Raw genomic sequence first — 20134 nt, 5'->3', positions numbered from 1 at the left:
AACAGACGAAGAAGCATATCATGGAAGATACAGTTTGAAGTTTGAGAATTTACCTGGCACACATGATGGATTTGTAGGGACAAGAAGATATTTGATTGGAAGTTCAGCTCCTTCTGGAAAAATCGTAAGAGGAATTTATGATATTACTTCACTTAAAGATGTAAAACCTGGTGATGTAATTCGAATTTCTGTATGGCTAAAAGCAAAAGGATTGAACCCTGTAGAAATGGCTCAAATTGGTGACCAAGCTTCATTTGCTATCACACCAATCTTCCATAATACATATGGAAATAATGAAGGTTGGGGTGAATTCTGGTCTCGTGATATTCCACTGAAATTCCCAGTTGCAACTGAATTTGATTGGATGCAATTTTATGTTGATATTCCAGTTCAAGCAGGAGCAAAATCTTTATCTGTTCGTTTACATCCATTAGGAAGATTCAAAGGAACTGTATATTGTGATTTATTGGAAGTAAGAAAATTAGATTTAGTTGGAGTAGAAACTGCAGAAGCTATCCCAATGCAATTTAATTTATTCCAGAATTATCCTAATCCATTTAATCCTTCTACAATCATCAGTTATACTTTGCCAAAACAAAGCATGGTTACAATTAAGATTTATGATATTCTTGGAAGAGAAGTAAAAACATTGCTTAATTCAGAGCAGGCTCCTGGTGTTCATAAAATTGAATGGAATGGAACAAATAATGCCGGTGCTCGTGTATCTGCTGGAACTTATATCTATAGAATTGAAGCAGGAGATTTCGTTCAATCTAAGAAGATGATTCTTCTTAAATAATAATTTATTGGGGCTGACTGAAATATTGTCAGCCCCTTAATTAACAATAGGATTTTTTGAATAAGATTATTTTCTCAATTTTCCCTTTGTCAATTTGATTAAGCTGATTTTTTCTTTGTTCACTGAAAATTTTGAATTACAGAAGATAAAATTTCTAACTGCTTGAAACAGATTTAGAAAATCTATTTTGGGCATGCAACTTAAATTGTAAAAAAAATTAGGTGAATTTTATGTTCACTATGAGAAAATATGTAAAGAATTTGGTCAATGCAGTTTTTTTGTTAATAATTTTTTCTATTGAAATTAATGCAGGAACAACAGGTAAAATTGCAGGAAAAGTTGTTGATGCAAATTCAGGGGAAGCCTTAATCGGGGTTAATGTTGTAATCGTTGGAACTTCAATGGGTGCTGCAACCGATGTGGACGGAAATTATTTTATTATTAATATTCCTCCAGGGATTTATGAAATCAAAGCATCACTTGTTGGATATTCAGCTGTAGTTATCAAAAATGTGCGTGTTTCTGTTGACCAGACTACAAGAGTTGATATTCAAATGAGAGAAGAAGCTGTTTCTATTAGTGATATTATTGTTACTGCACAAAAGCCTATAGTTCAAAAAGATTTAACTTCTACTGAAGCAAAAGTCAGCGGCGAACAAATTTCAATGCTTCCATTAGAAAATGTTCAATCAGTTATCAATCTTCAGGCTGGAGTAGTTGACGGGCATTTTCGTGGTGGAAGAAGTAACGAAGTAAAATATTTAATTGATGGAATTTCTGTTAATGATGCTTATTCAGGTTCCTCTGCTCTCGAAGCAGAAATCAACAGCATTCAAGAACTCCAGGTTCTTACTGGAACTTTTAATGCTGAATATGGAGAAGCTTTGTCAGGTGTTGTAAATCAGGTTACAAAAATCGCAAGTGATAAATTAGAAGGCGATTTTTCAGTTTATACAGGTGATTATTTTACAACACGAAAAAATTTATTTCAAAATATTTCTCATATCTCTCCTCAAGATGTTTATAATTTTCAGGGAAGTTTAAGTGGTCCGGTTCCAGGATTAAAAAATATTTTGAAATTTTATATCAGTGGAAGATATTTCAAAGATGATGGTTATCTTTATGGCAGAAGAATGTTTAATCCTTCAGATTCATCTAATTTTTCTGCTAATGACCCCAAAGATTGGTATGTAGGTGCAACCGGCGATAATAAATTTGTCCCAATGAATTATAATAAGCGTTATACATTACAAGGAAAACTTTCTATTGATTTAAGTGGGAAAGGGAAAGGTCTTGTAATTAACTCACTATATCAAAATCAAGAATGGAAAGATTATAATCATCGATTCAAATTAAATCCTGATGGTGATTATAAAAAATTTCAAGAAAGTTTTTTGACAAGTTTAAGTTATACTCATGTTTTGAGTAATTCTGCATTTATTGATTTTATGGTATCAAGTTTTACAACAAAGTATAAGCAGTATGTCTATGAAAATCCTCTTGACCCTCGTTATGTAAAACCAGAAAGAATGAGGGATGTAAGTGGAAATGCATTTTTAACAGGCGGTACAGAAAATTGGCATTTTTATCATACAACATCAACTTATACCGGCAAAGTTGATTTAACATGGCAGATAAATAATGTTCATCAAATTAAAACTGGCGTTGAATATAAATATCACAATCTTGAATACAAAGATTTTCAAATTGTAATTGATGCAACAACAAATTATAAACCTGCTCTGCCAGAACCGGGCTCATTTAATTATAATGTTTATAACACTAATCCATACCAATTAGCTGCATATCTTCAAGATAAAATTGAACTTGAATATTTAGTTGTAAATGTTGGTGTTCGATTAGACTTTTTTGAACCAGATGGAAATTATTTGAAAGATGCTAATAAAGTTTCAATTTTAGATCAGCTTCAGCCACCATATCCAGATTCACTTTTAGAAAAAGCAAAATCAAAATATCAAATCAGTCCTCGTATTGGAATTTCTTATCCGATAACAGACAAAGGAGCAATTCATATTTCTTATGGACATTTTTTCCAGATTCCTCCTTTTGAGTATTTATATCGAAATCCAAATTTTAGAATACCATTAACTGGAGACTTCCCGGAAAATGTTGGCAACACAATTGGCAATGCAGACCTTGATGCTCAACAAACAGTAATGTATGAAATTGGTTTACAACAGGAATTAGCACAAAATTTTGGAATTACTGTAACAGGTTATTATAAAGATATAAGAAACTTACTTGGAACTGAAGTTCATATTAAAAATGAATTTCGAAAATTCAGTAAGTTGATTAATCGTGACTATGGTTCAGTCAAAGGATTTACAATTTCATTTGAAAAAAGATTTAGTGATGGAATTGGAGCTACTTTAGATTATACATTTCAAGTTGCAAAAGGAAATGCATCCGACCCAAATGATGCATATAACAAAGCACAAGCAAATCCACCAATCGAAGCTAATAAACAAATGGTTCCATTAAATTGGGATAGAAGGCATTCAGTTAATTTTACTTTAACTGCAGGAAAACCTAGTGATTTTATTGCAAGTGTAATTGGAAGACTTGGCTCAGGTTTGCCTTATACTCCTTCATTTCAAAATCAGAGAACTGGTTTAGAGAACAGTGAAAATAGACCAGCATTTTTCAATGTTGATTTTTATTTAACAAAATATATAAAACTCTTTGGCAAACAATTTTCGATTTATGCAAAAGTTTATAATCTGTTTGATACTGCAAATGAAATTGAAGTCTTCACAGATACAGGCAGAGCTGGATACACACTTGAATTAACAAGAGCTCAAGAGGCACCGAGAGGAGTTAATACACTGGAAGAATATTTTACAAGACCTGATTTCTATTCATCACCAAGACAAATAATAATTGGTGCATCAATAAGTTTTTAGTTAGGAGGCAAAGTGTTTTCAATGAAGAAATTATTCGTTTTTAATTTGATATTTATTTTTTGCATTTCCATTAATGCTCAAATTGTTGTTGACAAAAATAAAGGGGACCATAACCAAACTCGAAAAGGTTACATGGATGGTAACCTTGCTGCCACAGTTTATTATAATTTTGGGCAGATTGCAGATTGGCTGAATGAACCAAGCAGAAGTGGAGTTTGGCCCAAGGGGACAAATCATACTTATGTTGATGGAGTTGCAGTAATAGTTCAGGCAGAAGCAAAAGACCCTGCTGGTCATTTGATTCATCCACTTGAAACAAATTATTATGAGTTTACTCGTTACGACCCAGCAACTGGAGTAACATACGGTTGGTGGCCTCTGCCTGGTTATGCAGCACCGTATTCAAAAATTCCTGCAAGAAGTGATGAACCTTCGAGCTGGCCCTCTAAGTGGCCCGATAGAACATCTGACTGGAATGGTCTATGGAATGGCTTTTTTGGAAAAGGTGTTAAAAATGCAGATGTAGAAACTTACTTTGTTTTTGATGATAATGAAGATAGAGAATATTTAATAAAAAATAATTTTACACCAGATGCAGATGATCCTACTCGCGGTGGTTTGGGAATGCAGGTTAAAGCTCGAGGTTTTCAGTGGTCGCAAGTTTTAGCAGAAGATGTAATTTTCTGGTATTATGAAATTACAAACATGAGTACAACTGATTACGATAAAACTTTATTTGCTCAATATATTGATTGGGGAATTGGTGGTCATGATAATTCATCAAACAATGCAGGTGATTATGATGATTTGCTTGATATATCTTACGCATGGTCAACAGTTCCAACAGGAAGTCCTGGCAACTGGAGCCCTGTTGGTTTAGCAGGTTATGCTTTTCTTGAAAGCCCAGGTATTTCAGATGATAGAAAAGATAACGACCAAGATGGTTTAACTGATGAAAGAAGAAATAATTTAGCTCAAAGATTTATAACATCTCCTTTTGATGACCCATTTATTCTAATTCCTGCAAGAGATACAGTTAACTTCAAAAATTTTTATGGCTATTCGTGGCACCCTCACTGGGATGCTGATGAAAATGGCAACTGGCGCTCGTTTACTGATCAGAACGGAAATGGCAAATGGGATAAAGATGAACCACTTAATGATGATGTTGGAACAGATGGCATTGGTCCTTTTGATGAAGGATATACAGGACCCGACCCAGATGGAACCGAAGGAAATGGAAAACCTGATCAAGGTGAACCAAATTTTGGAATTCTCGATAAAGATGAATCCGACCAATTAGGATTAACTGGTTTTGCAATTTTCCCAGTTCATCGTTATGAATTAAATCGTGACGAAGAAAATTGGCAGGTTCTTTCAGGTTTGCCTGCACCTCATGGACAATCACTTGTTGGAGTTAATCTGGCAAATTATTTCTCGAGTTACCTCTTTCATATGTGGGGTCGTGATAAATATTCTCAAGTAACTGGTAAGCTTCAAGAAACTGGTGAAACTGAAAGATTTTCAATGTCATTAATTTTTGGAATTGATAAAGATGACTTATTCAGAAGAAAGAAAACAGTTCAACAGATTTACAATGCAAGCTATAGATTTGCTAAACCTCCTGAAAAACCAATTGTAAAAGCAATACCAGGTGATAATAAAGTTACACTCTACTGGGATGACCGTGCAGAAAAAACTTTCGATGCTTTCTATCAAAAATATAATTTCGAAGGTTATAGAATTTATCGTTCTACTGAACCAAATTTTCTTGAAAGTAAAATTATAACAGATGCATATGGAAAACCTACATTTAGAAAACCAATTGCTCAGTTTGATTTGGTTGATGGAGTCAAAGGATTGCACCCAATTGATGTAAATGGTGCTCTGTTTTATCTTGGAGATGATTCCGGTTTGCAGCATTCATTTATCGATTCAACTGTTCAAAATGGACAAACTTATTACTATGCAGTTGCAGCTTATGACCAGGGATATACAACTACAACAGTAGAAGGAAAGTTTGAAGGAATTCCTCCATCTGAAACAACAACTATTATCAAGAAAGATATCAATGGTAATATAACAACTGATGTAAACACAGCAGTTGTTACTCCTCGTCCTCCAGCTGCAGGTTACATTCCACCAGCTGTAAATAATTTTTATGCAAGTGGTCCAGGAACCGGTTCTTTATCAATAGAAATTCTTGACCCTGATTCTGTTAAAGATAATCATACGTATCGAGTAGAATTTATTGAATCAACAAAATTTAATAATGAATCAAAACCAAAATTTCAAATTGTTGATTACACGACTCTTGATACATTAATTAAACCTGTAGTTATGGAAAAAAATACTTACAGTTCTAAAGTGATTCATGGGCTTTCGATGAGAATCAATAATGATAATGTTGTTCAAGTTGATTATAACAAAAGCGGCTGGAAGAAAGGAAACAGTAATTATATTGTTCAAATTGGTTTTGATTCTCGATTTGCTGCAGCATATAATTCTAAACGCATTGATTATCCTGCTGATTTTGAAATTGAACTTACTGAACCAGGTAAAGGTGATTTATCTTTTCCTGCTACTTCATTCAGCAAACCAATTCAATCGAATATCATTGTAAGAAATATTACAGAAAATAAAAAATATCAATTCATTTTTAGAGATGTTAATCAGAATGAAATTTTTGATGATGGTGATGCAATATTTATTGTGCTTGGTGATTCAGCAGGGAAACCAGCTACTTCTTTTTCGAATTTAAAAGTAACTTGGTCTGTAACATTAATGAAAGACACAACAATTGCAGAATCAAATCAAAGACCTCCTCAATTTGGGGATATTTATAAACTTGTTACCAAAAAGCCATTTAGAAATAAAGAATATTTTGAGTTTACAACCAAAGCACCTCAATTTGATCCAGTTAAAGCAAAAAGTGATTTAGATAAAGTTGCTGTTGTTCCAAATCCATATGTAGGTGCTGCATCATGGGAACCTGCAACAGTTGAAGTAGGAAGAGGAGAAAGAAGAATTTATTTCATAAATCTTCCTCGACAATGTACAATAAGAATTTATACAATTAGTGGTAAACATGTTAAAACAATCGAACATAACAGCACAATTGATAATGGTCAGGAAGCATGGAATTTAGTTTCTAAAGATGGAATGGATATTTCATATGGTGTTTATGTTTACCATGTTGAAGCTCGTGGTATAGGAGAGAAGATTGACAAGTTTGCTGTAATTAAATAGCCATGAGTTAAACAGTTATCATATCAAAAATATGATGTAAAAATTTTGATGAGGTTTTTATGCTTAAAGCTTATCAGAAAATTTTATTAATAGTTATTGTACTTTATTCATCAGTTTATTTTGCTCAAAGTGTTTCCAAAACTGGAACTACAGCTGCAGCCTTTCTCGAAATTCCCGTTGGGGCAAATGCAATTGGAATGGGAGGTGCTTTTGTTAGTATTGCAAATGATGCATCTTCTTTATTCTGGAATCCTGCTGGAATTAGTTCTCATGAAAATTTTGAAGCAATCTTAAATCATACTAATTGGATTGCAAATACAAGTTTTGATTTTGCTGGATTGGTAATCCCTTTAGGTGAATTTGGAAATATTGGTTTAAGTTTTACATCTTTATCAATGGATGATATGAAGGTTAGAACTGTAGAACAACCTGAAGGCACTGGAGAATATTTTAGTGCAGGTGATATTTCAGTTGGTATTTCTTATGCAAGAAATTTAACCGACCGCTTTTCTATTGGCTTTACTGGTAAATATATTCAACAAAAAATTTGGCATATGTCTGCTTATGCTTTTGCAATTGATGCAGGAACTAAATTTAAAACTGATTTATTTGGAGGAATGGTAATTGGTGCATCAATTTATAATTTTGGAACTTCAATGCAAATGAGCGGCCGAGATTCAAGATATTTTATTCGTGTTGACCCGAATAAACAAGGTTCGAATGACCAAATACCTACTAATATTGAAATGAATTCATGGGATTTGCCGCTTACTTTTCAAATCGGCATTTCAACTAATTTGTTTAATAATCAAATTTATAGAGTTACTGTAGCTGCAGATGCAATTCATCCAAATAATGATTATGAAAGTATGAACTTTGGCTTTGAAACAGCATTTAAAGAATTTTTATTCTTGAGAGGCGGCTACCAATCTGCTTTTAATAAATATTCAGAAGGCGGATTGTCATTAGGATTTGGTATTAACTCAAAATTAATTCTTTCAAATGCTTTGATAAGATTTGATTATGCATACAGAGATTTTGGCAGGCTTCAAAGTATTCATTCATTTTCTCTTAATATAATTTTCTGATTATGTTAAAAGCAGAGATTAAGTTGAATTACTTATCAAAAAATATTTTCACTTCCTTTAATTTGTTGCTATTCTTTTTTATTTCTTTTTCATTAATAAAATCTCAACCGTTAAATTATCAGGATTCTGTAGTTGCATGCGTGGGAAATATTAAGATTACTGTAGATGAATTCATAAATTGTTATGAATTTGGACCAGCTTTCTATAAAAAAGTTAAGGATTCAAAAAAAGTTTTTATAAATCATCTTATCAATGAAAAACTGCTCGCACTTGATGCATACAGTAGAAAACTTGATACATTACCAGAAGTAAAAAATCTATTTAATGAGTTTGAAGCTGATTTAGCAACCGAAGAATTATTCAAAGAAGAAATTTTAAGTAAAGTTACATACACAAATGAAGAAATTGATACTGTTGCCAAACAAAAATTAATTGAGGTTGAGCTTCAATGGATATATTCTTCTTCAGAAGATGAGATAAAATTAATTTATGATTCACTTAAGGCTGGAATAGATTTTCAGAAATTTTTCAACAAACAATTTAATGATTCAGTTTATTATGAAGACAGATATCTAAAATCAAACAGATATTTGCTCGGAATGAAAAATAAAGAACTTGCAAAAGTAATCGATACGCTGCATGTAAATAGTATTTCTAAACCATTGAAATCATTTGATGGCTGGTATATCGTTAAACTTATGAATATTAATTATCCTTTGATTGTAAATGAAAGTGAACAAAATAGAATAATGAACGAAGCAAAAACTGCATTAATAAAAAGAAAGATGGACGAACTTTCTGATATTTATGTTCATTCGCTGATGATTAAAGCCAATCCAATAATTAAAAGAAAAGCTTTTCAAATTCTTCGCTCCTATCTTGCAATGTATGATTTGCCAAAAGATATTTATGAAAAGTGGAATCTATCAGAAAAATTAAAAGAAGCATTAAGCTTTTACAAAGATTCAGATATAAAAAACATTACTCTTGTTGAAATGTCTGATTCTAAAATTACTTTGAATGATTTTATTAATTGGTATCGAGTGAGAGATGAATACATAAAATTTGACAAACGCAGTTTTGCAAATTACTCACGTTCACTTGAAAATATTATATGGAGAATGGTTCGTGATAAATTATTAACTGATGAAGCACGTAAAAAAGGCTACTTTGAAAGAAAAATTGTAAAAGAACAATCGAAATGGTGGAAAGATAAAATTCTTTACAGCACAGTTAAAAATGAATTGATTAATTCAATTCTTATTGAGAAAAAAGAAATTATGGATTTGGATAAGCAGCCAGAGAACAAATCCTATAGTAAAATAATTGAAGATGAATTGACAAAAAAAGTATTTCACAAATTAAATGAGTTGAAGAAAAAATATTCGGTAACAATTAACGAGAATTTGTTGAAATCAATCAAAGTTAGTGAAGAAAATGATGTGAAAGCAATTGATTTGTATATTGTTAAAAGAGGTAATTTAGTTCCTCGAACTCCATATCCAACAATTGATAATTATTGGGTACGCTGGCAATGATTATTGATAAGAAAAATATTTTTATGCTATCAGCTTTTTTGATATTAATTATTTCATGCACCACAAATAAAAGCAAACGTCATAATGAAATTATTTATTGGTCATCTAACAATACTGAAGAAATAGAATTTGCAAAATATATTGTAGACAAGTGGAACAAAGAAAATCATGGCTTTAAGGTGAAGTTTCAACCAGTTCCAGAAGGGCAATCAAGTGAAGAAGTAATTCTTGCAGCAATTGTTGGAAAAACAACCCCGGATATTTATTCAAATATGTGGGAAGGAGATGTAGAAGGTTATGCTCGTGCTGGGTTGCTTGTAGCCTTAGATACTCTCGATGGATTCATGGAATTCTTGAATGGAAGATGTGACAGTTCTGTAATCAACGAAGTTAAATCTTCCGATGGACATATTTATCAAATTCCCTGGAAAATAAATCCAGTAATGATGATTTATAATGAAAACATAATTAAATCATTATCGATGAAAAATCCTCCAAAAACGTATTCAGAATTTTTTAATGCATCTGAAAAATTCAAGAAAGATACAGATGGCGATGGTTACATTGACCGCTGGTTTGGTTACACAGAAACCATTGTAACTTGGTGGCAAAGATTTTTTGATTTTTATCCTCTTTATCTTGCTGCATCAAACGGAGGCTCGCTTGTTAAAAATAACAAAGCAGTTTTTAACAATAAAGCAGCAATCGAAGTATTCAGATTTTTAAGAAATTTATATGAGAATAATTACTTCCCTAAAGAAAGATTATCATCTCGTCAAGATGTTTTTCTTGATGGAATAATTGCAACAAGATTTACTGGTCCATGGGAAATTGCTCATGCAGAAAAGTATAAACCAAAAGGTTTTGAATATAATTTTAGCACAATTCCAGTGCCCGATAATCATCAGGGACCAATTTATACTTATGGCGACCCAAAAAACATTGTAATATTTAAGACATGTCCAAATCCCCAATTAGCATGGGAGTTCTTGAAATTTTTTCTTAGTGAAGAAAATGATTTGAAGTTTCTTGAAATAACAAATCAATTGCCAAGAAGAAAAAATATAGATAAGAATTCATTATTTGATGGGTATTTCAAAAAAAATCCCAAGATGAAAATTTTTGCTGAACAGGCAAAATTTGTAAAAGGAACAGATCAATCACCTGTGCTTAAGGAAGTGTTTGATATAATTTCTTCTGAATATGAAGCTTGTGTTATCTATGGAATTAAATCTCCTGAACAAGCATTAAATGATGCAGAAAAATCTGTGAACCTATTATTTCTAAAATGAAAATGATGAAGAAAAAAATATTGCCTTATTTATTTGTTTCACCTTACATAATTCATTTTATATTGTTTGTTGCTTTCCCGGTAGGATTTTCAATTTATCTTACTTTTCATAATTGGAATATAATAGCTCCAATGGAATTTGCTGGTTTGGCTAATTATAAAAGATTAGTTCACGACCAATTGTTCTGGAAGTCATTAAAAAACACTTTCGTTTTTCTTTTGATTCATATCCCATTACAAATTATTGTAGCACTTTTTTTAGCAGAGTTATTAAATCAAAATCTGAAATTAAAAGGCTTTTTTAGAGCTGCATATTTTTTGCCTGTGATAGTTTCCGGAGTTGTAATTACAATTTTGTGGCAGCAGCTTTATGGTTTCGAAAGTGGATTGTTGAACAGATTATTAATTAAAATTGGATTAAACAAGATAGGTTGGCTTACAGACCCTAACTGGGCTATGCCTTCAATTGCAATTATGGCTACATGGAAAAATATTGGTTTGTATGTCGTTTTATTTCTTGTTGGACTTCAAACTGTGCCAAAGCAATATTACGAAGCTGCAGAACTTGAAGGTGCGTCTCACATTCAAAAGTTTTTCAAAATTACTTTACCGATGATTAACCCAACAATTTTTATGGTGGTTGTATTATCTACAATCGGTGGTTTTTCTTTGTTCATTGAACCTTATGTGATGACAGGCGGCGGTCCGCTTAATAGTACTTTATCTGCTGTGCTCTATATTTATAAACAAGGATTCTTTTATTATCATATGGGTTATGCTGCAACTCTTGGATTTTTCTTCGCTTTATTAATTCTTTTTGTAGTCTTTATTCAAAAAAAATTTGTTGAGAAAGAAGATTGATCATGAAGAAATTTATTTTTTATGCAATATTAACTTTTGGCTCATTGATTTTTCTTTATCCATTTATCTGGATGATTTTTGCCTCAGTTGCACCAGAAAATGAAATTGGCAACTTAATTCTTCTTCCTTCAAAAATTAATTTTTCTAATTACTTCATCATATTTGATAAAATTCCAATCGGAAAGGCATTTATAAATAGTTTGATTGTTTCTGGTACAATTACAATTGGTGTTTTGATTTTCAGTTCTATGGTTGGCTATGCTTTAGCTCGACTTGAATTCAAAGGTAGAAATTTAATTTTTTATGTAATTGTTTTTACGATGACATTGCCATTTCAAATAACATTGATTCCTCAATATATCTTAATTGTAAAATTTGGTTGGATTGATTCCTTTGCAGGATTAATTATTCCTTATTTAATGAATGCATTCGCAATCATTATGTTTAGGCAATATTTCAAATCCATTCCTCAAGATTTAATTGATGCTGCAAGAATAGATGGCTGCAGTGAATTGAGAATTATTTATGGTATACTTTGGCCCAATTCCATACCAGCAATTATAACGGTTGGAATAATAACATTCATGACATCATGGAACGAAGTTCTCTGGCCCCTGATAGTAATTAGAGATGAATCTAAAATGACTATGCCTCAACTTGTTACTTTGTTTGCAGTTGGAGGAAGAGCAGAATCACAACTTGGACTAAAGCTTGCTGCGGCTGCACTTCTTGCATTGCCAATTGTTATTGCTTATCTCATTTTCCAGAAATATTTTATTCAAAGCATGGCTTCAACAGGATTGAAAGAATAATTTCATATAAATACTTATTGTTAATTAATCTGAGGTAGTATAACTATGCACTTAAAAAGATATGATAAAAATCCAATCTTGACTAAAAGTGATGTGCCATTCAAAGTAAATAGTATTTTTAATCCTGGTGTAACTAAGTATAAAGATAAATATTTGCTTTTATGCCGGGTTGAAATGCCTGATGGCAGATCTTCTTTTGTTAAAGCATTGAGTGATGATGGTTATAATTTCAATGTTGATGCTAAACCTATTTTAACTCCTCACGACCATCATGAATTTTACAAATATTGTGAGTGGGGAATTGAAGATCCAAGAATTACAAAAATATTAGATACTTATTACATAACTTATACCGGCTATTCTAAGTATATGCCTCTGGTAATGTTAGCAGAGACTAAAGACTTTGAGAAATTCAAAATTCATGGACCAATAAGTGAACCATCAAATAAAGATTGTGCAATTTTTCCTGAAAAGATTAATGGTTTCTACTGGAAAATTGATAGACCTTCTGCAGAAGAAAGAAAAGATATGTGGATTAGCAGAAGTTCGGATTTAATTCATTGGGGTGGTTATAAAATTCTTATGGAACCAGAAAGAGGAACATGGGAAAATGATAAAATTGGTTTATCATCTCCTCCAATTAAAACAAATAAAGGATGGCTTTTGCTTTATCATGGTGTAAGAGGCTTTGGAATTTCAAGCTTATATAAACTTGGAGCAGTATTACTTGATTTAAATGAACCATGGATTGTTATCGGCAAAACAAAAGAACCAGTATTATCTCCAGATTATGATTATGAAAGAATTGGTGATGTACAAAATGTTGTATTTTCTTGTGGATGGATTGAAGAACCTGATGGAAGTATTAAAATTTATTATTCAGGTGCAGATACAAATATTTGTCTTGCAGAAACAACTGTGGTTGAACTTTTATCTGTTTGTAAATAATTAATGTTATCACTATGAAAAAGAAATTTATTCTATTAATATTTTTTCTTGTTCATTTTATTACTTATGCAAATTCTGATTCTCTTTTAATTAATCTTTCACACTTGAATAATCTTTATGAAGAAATAAATGTTGAAGAAAAAACTTTAGGAATAATCCACATCTACAGTGAATATCCAGATTATAAATGGATTGGTGATGATGATGAAGGTATTGCATGTGTTGATGATGTATCTCGTGCAATAATTGTTTATCTAAAACATTATAATTTATTTAATGATTTAGAAAGTAAAAGAAAAGCTCAAAAGCTGATAGAATTTATTTTGTTTATGCAAAGTGACAATGGTTTTTTTTACAATTTTATTTTTGATGATTATACGATTAATAAAACACATAAAAACAGTGCAGCTGAACCAAACTGGTGGAGCTGGCGTGCATTATGGAGTTTGACCGAAGCTTATAAATATTTTGAAGATGATAAAGATTTTTCTTTACTCATTTCATCTTCAATAAAAAAAACAATTGATGCTTTAAAAAGAATTACCAAAAAAGAAAAATCAACAATTCAAATTGATGGGATTAAAAAGCCAACTTGGCTTCCTTATAATTATGCTGCAGATCAGGCAGCATTGATTGTTATTTCATTGGTAAACTATTATAAGTCTTTCAACGACTCTTCTGTAATTCATCTGATAAAGAATTACTGTGATGGGATGTTATTGATGCAAGCTGGAGATAAAAATCAATTCCCATTTTATGCATTTCTAAGCTGGAAAAATTCATGGCATGGCTGGGGAAATATGCAGTCTTATGCTTTATTAAATGCTTATTCAATTCTTAATGATAAAAAATATTTATTAGCATCATTGAACGAAATAAATTATTTCTACAACTATTTGATTAAGAAAAAATTTTTATCTGAATTCACAGTTAGAAAAGAAGGGAATAAAATCTCAGTAAAAGAGATAAAGAAATTTCCACAAATAGCTTACACAATAAGTCCAATGATTTTTGCATCGATAAAAGCTGCGGATATAACTAAAGAAAAAAAATATTATGAACTTGGCAAAAAAATATTAAAATGGTTTACAGGATATAATGATGCAAATGAAATTATGTATCAGGTAAATTCTGGAATATGTTATGATGGGATAATTGAAAAAAATAATGTTAATAAAAATTCAGGAGCTGAATCAACTATTGAAGCATTACTTTCTTTATTAAAAATTTATGAATATGAAAAAATAAATAATCAGAAAAATTAGTAGGAGATAAAATGATAATTAATTATTCTTCTGTTATTCTCAAGCCAAATATTAATCGTGTAATTCTCAGACCTTTCGAGCCATTCAATAAAGAAAGAATTAAAAAAATCATTAATAGAATTTACAATTTATCTGAACTCGAAGTTGAACAAGAATATGAAAGAGTAAAGAAATTATATTCATATCGACATAAAGACGTAGAGAAATTTTTTATAAGAAGATACAATGAAGTAAAGAAATATGGTCCATTGAATACCAATATATCAGAAATTAAAAAATTGCTAATAGGCTCATACTTTTCAAACGAATACTCACTGGAAAGTGCTGCATTATTTAATCCTTCAATGGTTTGGCATCCCGACCAATCCGGTTTACCAAGTAATAAAAAGAGATTTATTATTAGTTTGAGAGCAACTGGGGAAGGCCATGTTTCATCAATTGTTTTCAGAAGCGGGGTAATTGATAGTGATAATAATATTGAGCTCGATCCACCATCAGATTTTGCTGAAATGCCTGAGATTAATTTAATTTCAGACGACATATATGAAGCCAGATTTGAACCAATTGATATTTCTGAAAGAACTCTTTTCCCTCAATTAGATTTAGAAATGAATGGAATGGAAGATGCTCGTTTTGTTCTTTTTACTGAAGATAATGGAGAAAAAACTTATTATGCAACTTATTGTGCATATGATGGACATAATATTTCAATGCAGCTTCTTAAAACTATTGATTTTCTCAACTTTACAATCGCCAGTTTAAAAGGCTCAGAAGTTAAAAACAAAGGAATGGCTCTTTTCCCAAGAAAAATTAATGGCAAATATGTTATGCTTTCACGCCAAGATAACGAAAATAATTTCATTATGTTTTCGGATAATTTATATGAATGGAATTCCAAACAATTGTTAATGGAGCCAAAATATTCTTGGGAATTTTTTCAGATTGGGAATTGTGGCTCGCCAATCGAAACTGATAAAGGCTGGTTGTGTTTAAGTCATGGTGTGGGCCCTGCAAGAAGATATTCTATTGGAGCCTTTCTGTTGGATAAAGATGACCCATCAAAATTAATTGGAAGATTAAAAACACCTTTGCTCGAAGCTAAAGAACATGAAAGAAATGGTTATGTCCCAAATGTTGTGTATTCATGCGGTGGCGTGATTAATGAAAATTATCTTGTGTTTCCTTATGCAATGTCTGACTATGCAAGCAGTTTTGCATTTGTTGACTTAAATGAATTACTTGATAAATTATTAAATGAAAAATGAAAACAAAATTTTTAGTATCAATTTTTTTCACTGCTTTTTTTTCTTTGCAGATATTTTCACAAAACAAAAATTTTGAAAAGATTAATTATAAAGGCAATGCAAAAATAGAAGTTGGAAGTTTTTATGTTGGCTCAGAATTTCATCACAGCTGTCCAGTCCCTCAAAGATTTAGTTTTTATTATCCTGTGGCAAATAGTATTGATTTAAGCAAAGATTACTGGTATCGCGATACAACTTATGTTATGAACATTGGAGTAAAATTTGGAGATGAATATCAATGGCTCAATAATCAATCTTTTCAAATTGAACTTACTCCATACTCTGTAAAATTTTATAAAACTGAAGATGAAAAATCTATTGAAATATATTACCAGTTTACTAAGTCAAAACCTGCGATTGTAATTTCATATTCCATTGAGAACAATACGAATGAAACAAAAGAAGTTGAACTATATACAAGATTGTCTCTTGCATTAAGAACTTCCCATACATTTGAATTAAAAAAATCTATAAAGACTATTTCAAAAAATGATGGAGCTGCAATATTCGCTGATAATTTAGCAAAAGAAACGCAGAACACTCGAATATTTATTTTGAGTGTTGGGGAAGAACCATTCGATTTTGTTATCAATAAATCTCTAATAGATAAAATAAACTTTCAAATGTATTCTTCGTATAAAAATTTAATTGAAGAACCAGCTTCAAATTTTCTTTACAGAAAAAAAATAAAGCCGCACGAAAAATTTATCGTTAAACAAATTATTGGTACGTGTAAGGTAAATGAAAGTGAAGAATTAGCTGATTATTTAATGAAGAATTATAAAAAAGAAGTTAATGACTTTGAAAATTTTATTTTATCAAGAGTTAGTAAAAATGATATAATTATAAGTGGAGATAATTGGATAGATAAAACAGTAAAATGGTCTAATGCTATTCTTGAGGTTAATAAACATTATATTGACGGACAAATAGAACCAATGCCATGTCCAGCTGAATATAATTTTTATTTTACACATGATGTTTTGATGACAGACTTTGCTGCTGTGAAATTTAATTTAGATAGAGTAAGAAAAGATTTTGAATTCATTATAAAACATGCTAACCAAGATAAAATAATTCCTCATGCTTACTACTGGAAAGATTCTGCATTTGTAACTGAGTATGCAGATTTTGATAACTGGAATAATTTGTGGTTTATCATAGTTGCAGCAGAATATTTGAAATATTCCCAAGATAAAAAATTTATAGAGCAAATCTATCCATACATCGAACAATCACTTTCCAATGCATTGAAAACAAAAGGGGATGATGATTTAATATGGTCTTATCGTCCTGATTGGTGGGATATTGGGAAACTTTACGGACCACGAAGTTACATAACGATTTTAACTATCAAAGCAATTCGTGCATTTATTTTTATTTCTGCATTTATTGAAAAAAATGAAAATAAACTTGCTGACTATGAAGTATTATCAGATAAAATTGAAATGAGCTTAAATGAAAAATTATGGATAGAAAAATTTCATTATCTGATGAATTATTTGAAGCCAGATTCGGTTGATGAACATTATTACAGTGGTTCATTGCTTGCATCCCATTTTAATGTAATTGATTCATCAAAAATTTTGGAAATGATAAATGCAGCTGAAAAATTTTTGTTAGATAAAAATGCAGGCGTCTATACTGTCTATCCAATGGATTTTAGTGAGCTTAAAGACTTATGGCAATTTGCAGGCAACGAAGCAGGTGATAAATTTTATTATTTGAATGGAGGGATCTGGTTTCATTCAAATGCATGGTATGCTTTAGCTCTCATTTCAGCTGATAACAGGGAAAGAGCGTTTAGTTTTATCAAAAACAATATGACAATTGATGGAATTATGAATGGACCAAATGGTCAACCAGCAATGTATGAAGTTAGAAATGGTGATTATAACAATTCAAAAGTTTATGGGACAATTGATAAACCACAATTTTTATGGGCTGCAGGCTGGTATCTTTATACTCTTTATCATTTGTTTGGAATAAATTATAATGAATGGAATATAGAATTCAATCCATACTTACTCCCAAATCAAAAAGAGTGTGTATTGAATCTTAATGTAAGTGGTCATTTATCCAAAGTTCGTATTATGAGAGATAAGGTTTATCGAAATAAAATTAATGATAAGGAAATTTATTCTTTTGTACTGCCGCAAAAATTATCGAACGTTAGGGAAATTACTTTTTCAACAGGGGCAATACAAAATTCTTATTTGAAAACAACAAATTCTATTCTCGATGATATAAATGTTAGTAACAACAAAATGAAAATTTTTCTTAAAGCATTTAAAGGTCACAAAAACAAAACAACAATAATGACGAATCGAATTCCGAAAGAAATTCTTCTAAGTCCAAATCGCAAAGTGGATTATATAATTAGAAAAATTAATTATGGGTGGATAATAGATATTAATTTTGTTCATCAAAACAAAATTGAAGAACTCACAATAAAGTTATGATTAAAGAGGATAAAAATTATGAATGAAAAATATTTATTAAATAAAAATTGGGAATTAAGTCTCGGGAAAAATTATTCACCATTTACACCTGAAGCAATAAAAAAAATTAAAAGCATTCAAGCTGAAGTCCCCGGGACAGTTCATACTGATCTACTAAAAAATAATTTGATTGAAGACCCATTTTATTCAGATAATGAAAATAAGCTTGGATGGATTTCGGAAAGTGATTGGATTTACAAAACAACTTTTGATTTGCCCTTTTTACATGATGATTCATCGAATATAAAATTAGTATTTGAGGGAATTGACACAATAGCAAAAATATTTTTGAATAACATTCAAATAGGCATTGCCTCGAATATGTTTATAAAGTATGAATTTGATGTTACAAAGATTTTAAATAAAAAAAATAATGAACTAAAGCTCATCTTTGAATCACCGATTAAATATGCAGAAAAACAGGAAAGAAATTACGGCAGGCTTCCTGTTGCATTAAATTCTTACAGAGTATACATAAGAAAAGCTCAATATTCATTTGGATGGGATTGGGGTCCATCTTTCCCGACAATGGGGTTATGGAAAAATGTTTATCTAAAAAAGATCAACAAAGCTGAAATTGAGAATTTTCGTTTTTACACAAAAGAAATAAAAAACAATTATGCAATTGTAGAAATTGAATTTGATATTAAAAGATTTACCGATGAGAAAATTTCTGCTATTGTGAAAATATTCAACGAAAAGGTTTCTGTGAATAAATTGATTGAAGTGAAAAATTATTCTAATAAAATCAAATTGAAAATTGAAAACCCGGAATTATGGATGCCCAATGGTTATGGCAAACCGAATTTGTATAATCTCGAAATTAAAATAATTGATGATAAGAAGAATGTTATTGATTCATTAAATAAAAAAGTTGGAATTAGAAAAATTGAACTGCAGTTAAAAGAAAAAAATAAAAATACATTTCGATTTATAGTTAATGGCAAGAAAATATTTGCAAAAGGAGTAAACTGGATTCCTGCTGATGCATTCTTAACGAGAGTAACCGAAGATAAATATCGTCAATTACTTTTATATGCTAAAGATGCCAATATGAACTTTGTTCGAGTTTGGGGCGGTGGTATATATGAAAATGATTTGTTCTATGAAATTTGTGATGAATTAGGCTTGCTTATCTGGCAGGATTTTATGTTTGCATGTGGTTCATATCCTGAACATAAAGAGTTTATTCAAAATATTGAGAAAGAAATTAATTACAATGTAAATAGATTACAATATCATCCCTCAATTGCAATTTGGTGCGGCAATAATGAAAATGAATGGATTTGGTATCAAGAACAGAAAAAGAGTTATAAAAAAATGCCCGGCTATAAAATATTTAGCAAAGTAATTCCATCTATTCTTGAAAATCTTGATTCATATAGACCATATTGGCAATCTTCTCCATTTGGATTTGACGAAGACCCAAATTCTCAAAACAGTGGGAATCGGCATCAATGGGACATATGGAGCAGATGGATTGATTATTCTTTTGTTAAGTATGATAATAGTTTGTTTGTTACAGAGTTCGGATTTCAGGGACCTGCAAATAAA

The 20134-nt window shown here is 30.9% G+C and carries 13 protein-coding genes; all 13 read left to right on the top strand.

All coding sequences use genetic code 11. The features are described from left to right. Positions 1 to 799 (top strand): FlgD immunoglobulin-like domain containing protein (locus AC27L2_RS12900; protein ID WP_487212175.1); only part of this gene is annotated, 799 nt, incomplete at its 5' end. A gap of 230 nt (positions 800 to 1029) precedes the next feature. Next, a complete protein-coding gene (locus AC27L2_RS12895; RefSeq protein ID WP_487212174.1) occupies positions 1030 to 3723 on the top strand; it encodes a TonB-dependent receptor in 2694 nt (897 codons plus the stop codon). Between the two features lie 21 nt (positions 3724 to 3744). Further along, positions 3745 to 6972, top strand: coding sequence for a hypothetical protein (locus AC27L2_RS12890; protein ID WP_487212173.1), 3228 nt, complete (start codon positions 3745 to 3747; stop codon positions 6970 to 6972). Positions 6973 to 7031: 59 nt separating this feature from the next. Continuing rightward, entirely contained in the window at positions 7032 to 8060 is a 1029-nt protein-coding gene (locus AC27L2_RS12885; RefSeq protein ID WP_487212172.1) for a PorV/PorQ family protein, read from the top strand. A gap of 23 nt (positions 8061 to 8083) precedes the next feature. Then, positions 8084 to 9598, top strand: a complete 1515-nt coding sequence (locus AC27L2_RS12880; RefSeq protein ID WP_487212171.1) for a peptidylprolyl isomerase — start codon at positions 8084 to 8086, stop codon at positions 9596 to 9598. Then, complete coding sequence (locus AC27L2_RS12875) at positions 9595 to 10890, top strand: extracellular solute-binding protein (RefSeq protein ID WP_487212170.1); 1296 nt, start codon at positions 9595 to 9597, stop codon at positions 10888 to 10890. The genes AC27L2_RS12880 and AC27L2_RS12875 overlap by 4 nt, the downstream gene beginning before the upstream one ends. Positions 10891 to 10892: 2 nt before the next feature. Continuing rightward, entirely contained in the window at positions 10893 to 11750 is an 858-nt protein-coding gene (locus AC27L2_RS12870) for a carbohydrate ABC transporter permease (RefSeq protein WP_487212169.1), read from the top strand. A 2-nt stretch (positions 11751 to 11752) separates the two neighbouring features. Next, a complete protein-coding gene (locus AC27L2_RS12865; RefSeq protein ID WP_487212168.1) occupies positions 11753 to 12562 on the top strand; it encodes a carbohydrate ABC transporter permease in 810 nt (269 codons plus the stop codon). 45 nt (positions 12563 to 12607) lie between these two features. Next, on the top strand, positions 12608 to 13510 hold the full coding sequence (locus AC27L2_RS12860; RefSeq protein ID WP_487212167.1) for a glycoside hydrolase family 130 protein: 903 nt from the start codon (positions 12608 to 12610) through the stop codon (positions 13508 to 13510). 14 nt (positions 13511 to 13524) lie between these two features. After that, a complete protein-coding gene (locus tag AC27L2_RS12855) occupies positions 13525 to 14775 on the top strand; it encodes a hypothetical protein (protein WP_487212166.1) in 1251 nt (416 codons plus the stop codon). A gap of 11 nt (positions 14776 to 14786) precedes the next feature. Beyond that, positions 14787 to 16040 carry a glycoside hydrolase family 130 protein gene (locus tag AC27L2_RS12850; protein WP_487212165.1) on the top strand — a complete coding sequence of 418 codons (1254 nt, stop codon included), beginning with the start codon at positions 14787 to 14789 and terminating at the stop codon, positions 16038 to 16040. Next, the gene (locus AC27L2_RS12845; RefSeq protein WP_487212164.1) at positions 16037 to 18541 is read left to right on the top strand and encodes an amylo-alpha-1,6-glucosidase; all 2505 of its coding nucleotides are present in this window, start codon (positions 16037 to 16039) and stop codon (positions 18539 to 18541) included. The genes AC27L2_RS12850 and AC27L2_RS12845 overlap by 4 nt, the downstream gene beginning before the upstream one ends. A gap of 18 nt (positions 18542 to 18559) precedes the next feature. Beyond that, positions 18560 to 20134, top strand: a 1575-nt coding sequence (locus tag AC27L2_RS12840) for a glycoside hydrolase family 2 protein (RefSeq protein ID WP_487212163.1), incomplete at its 3' end; no start/stop codon positions are given.

The organism is Rosettibacter sp. KY25, from assembly GCF_057554405.1.
Note: the sequence above shows the minus strand (reverse complement) of the source record. Positions and strands in the feature narration are given on the sequence as shown.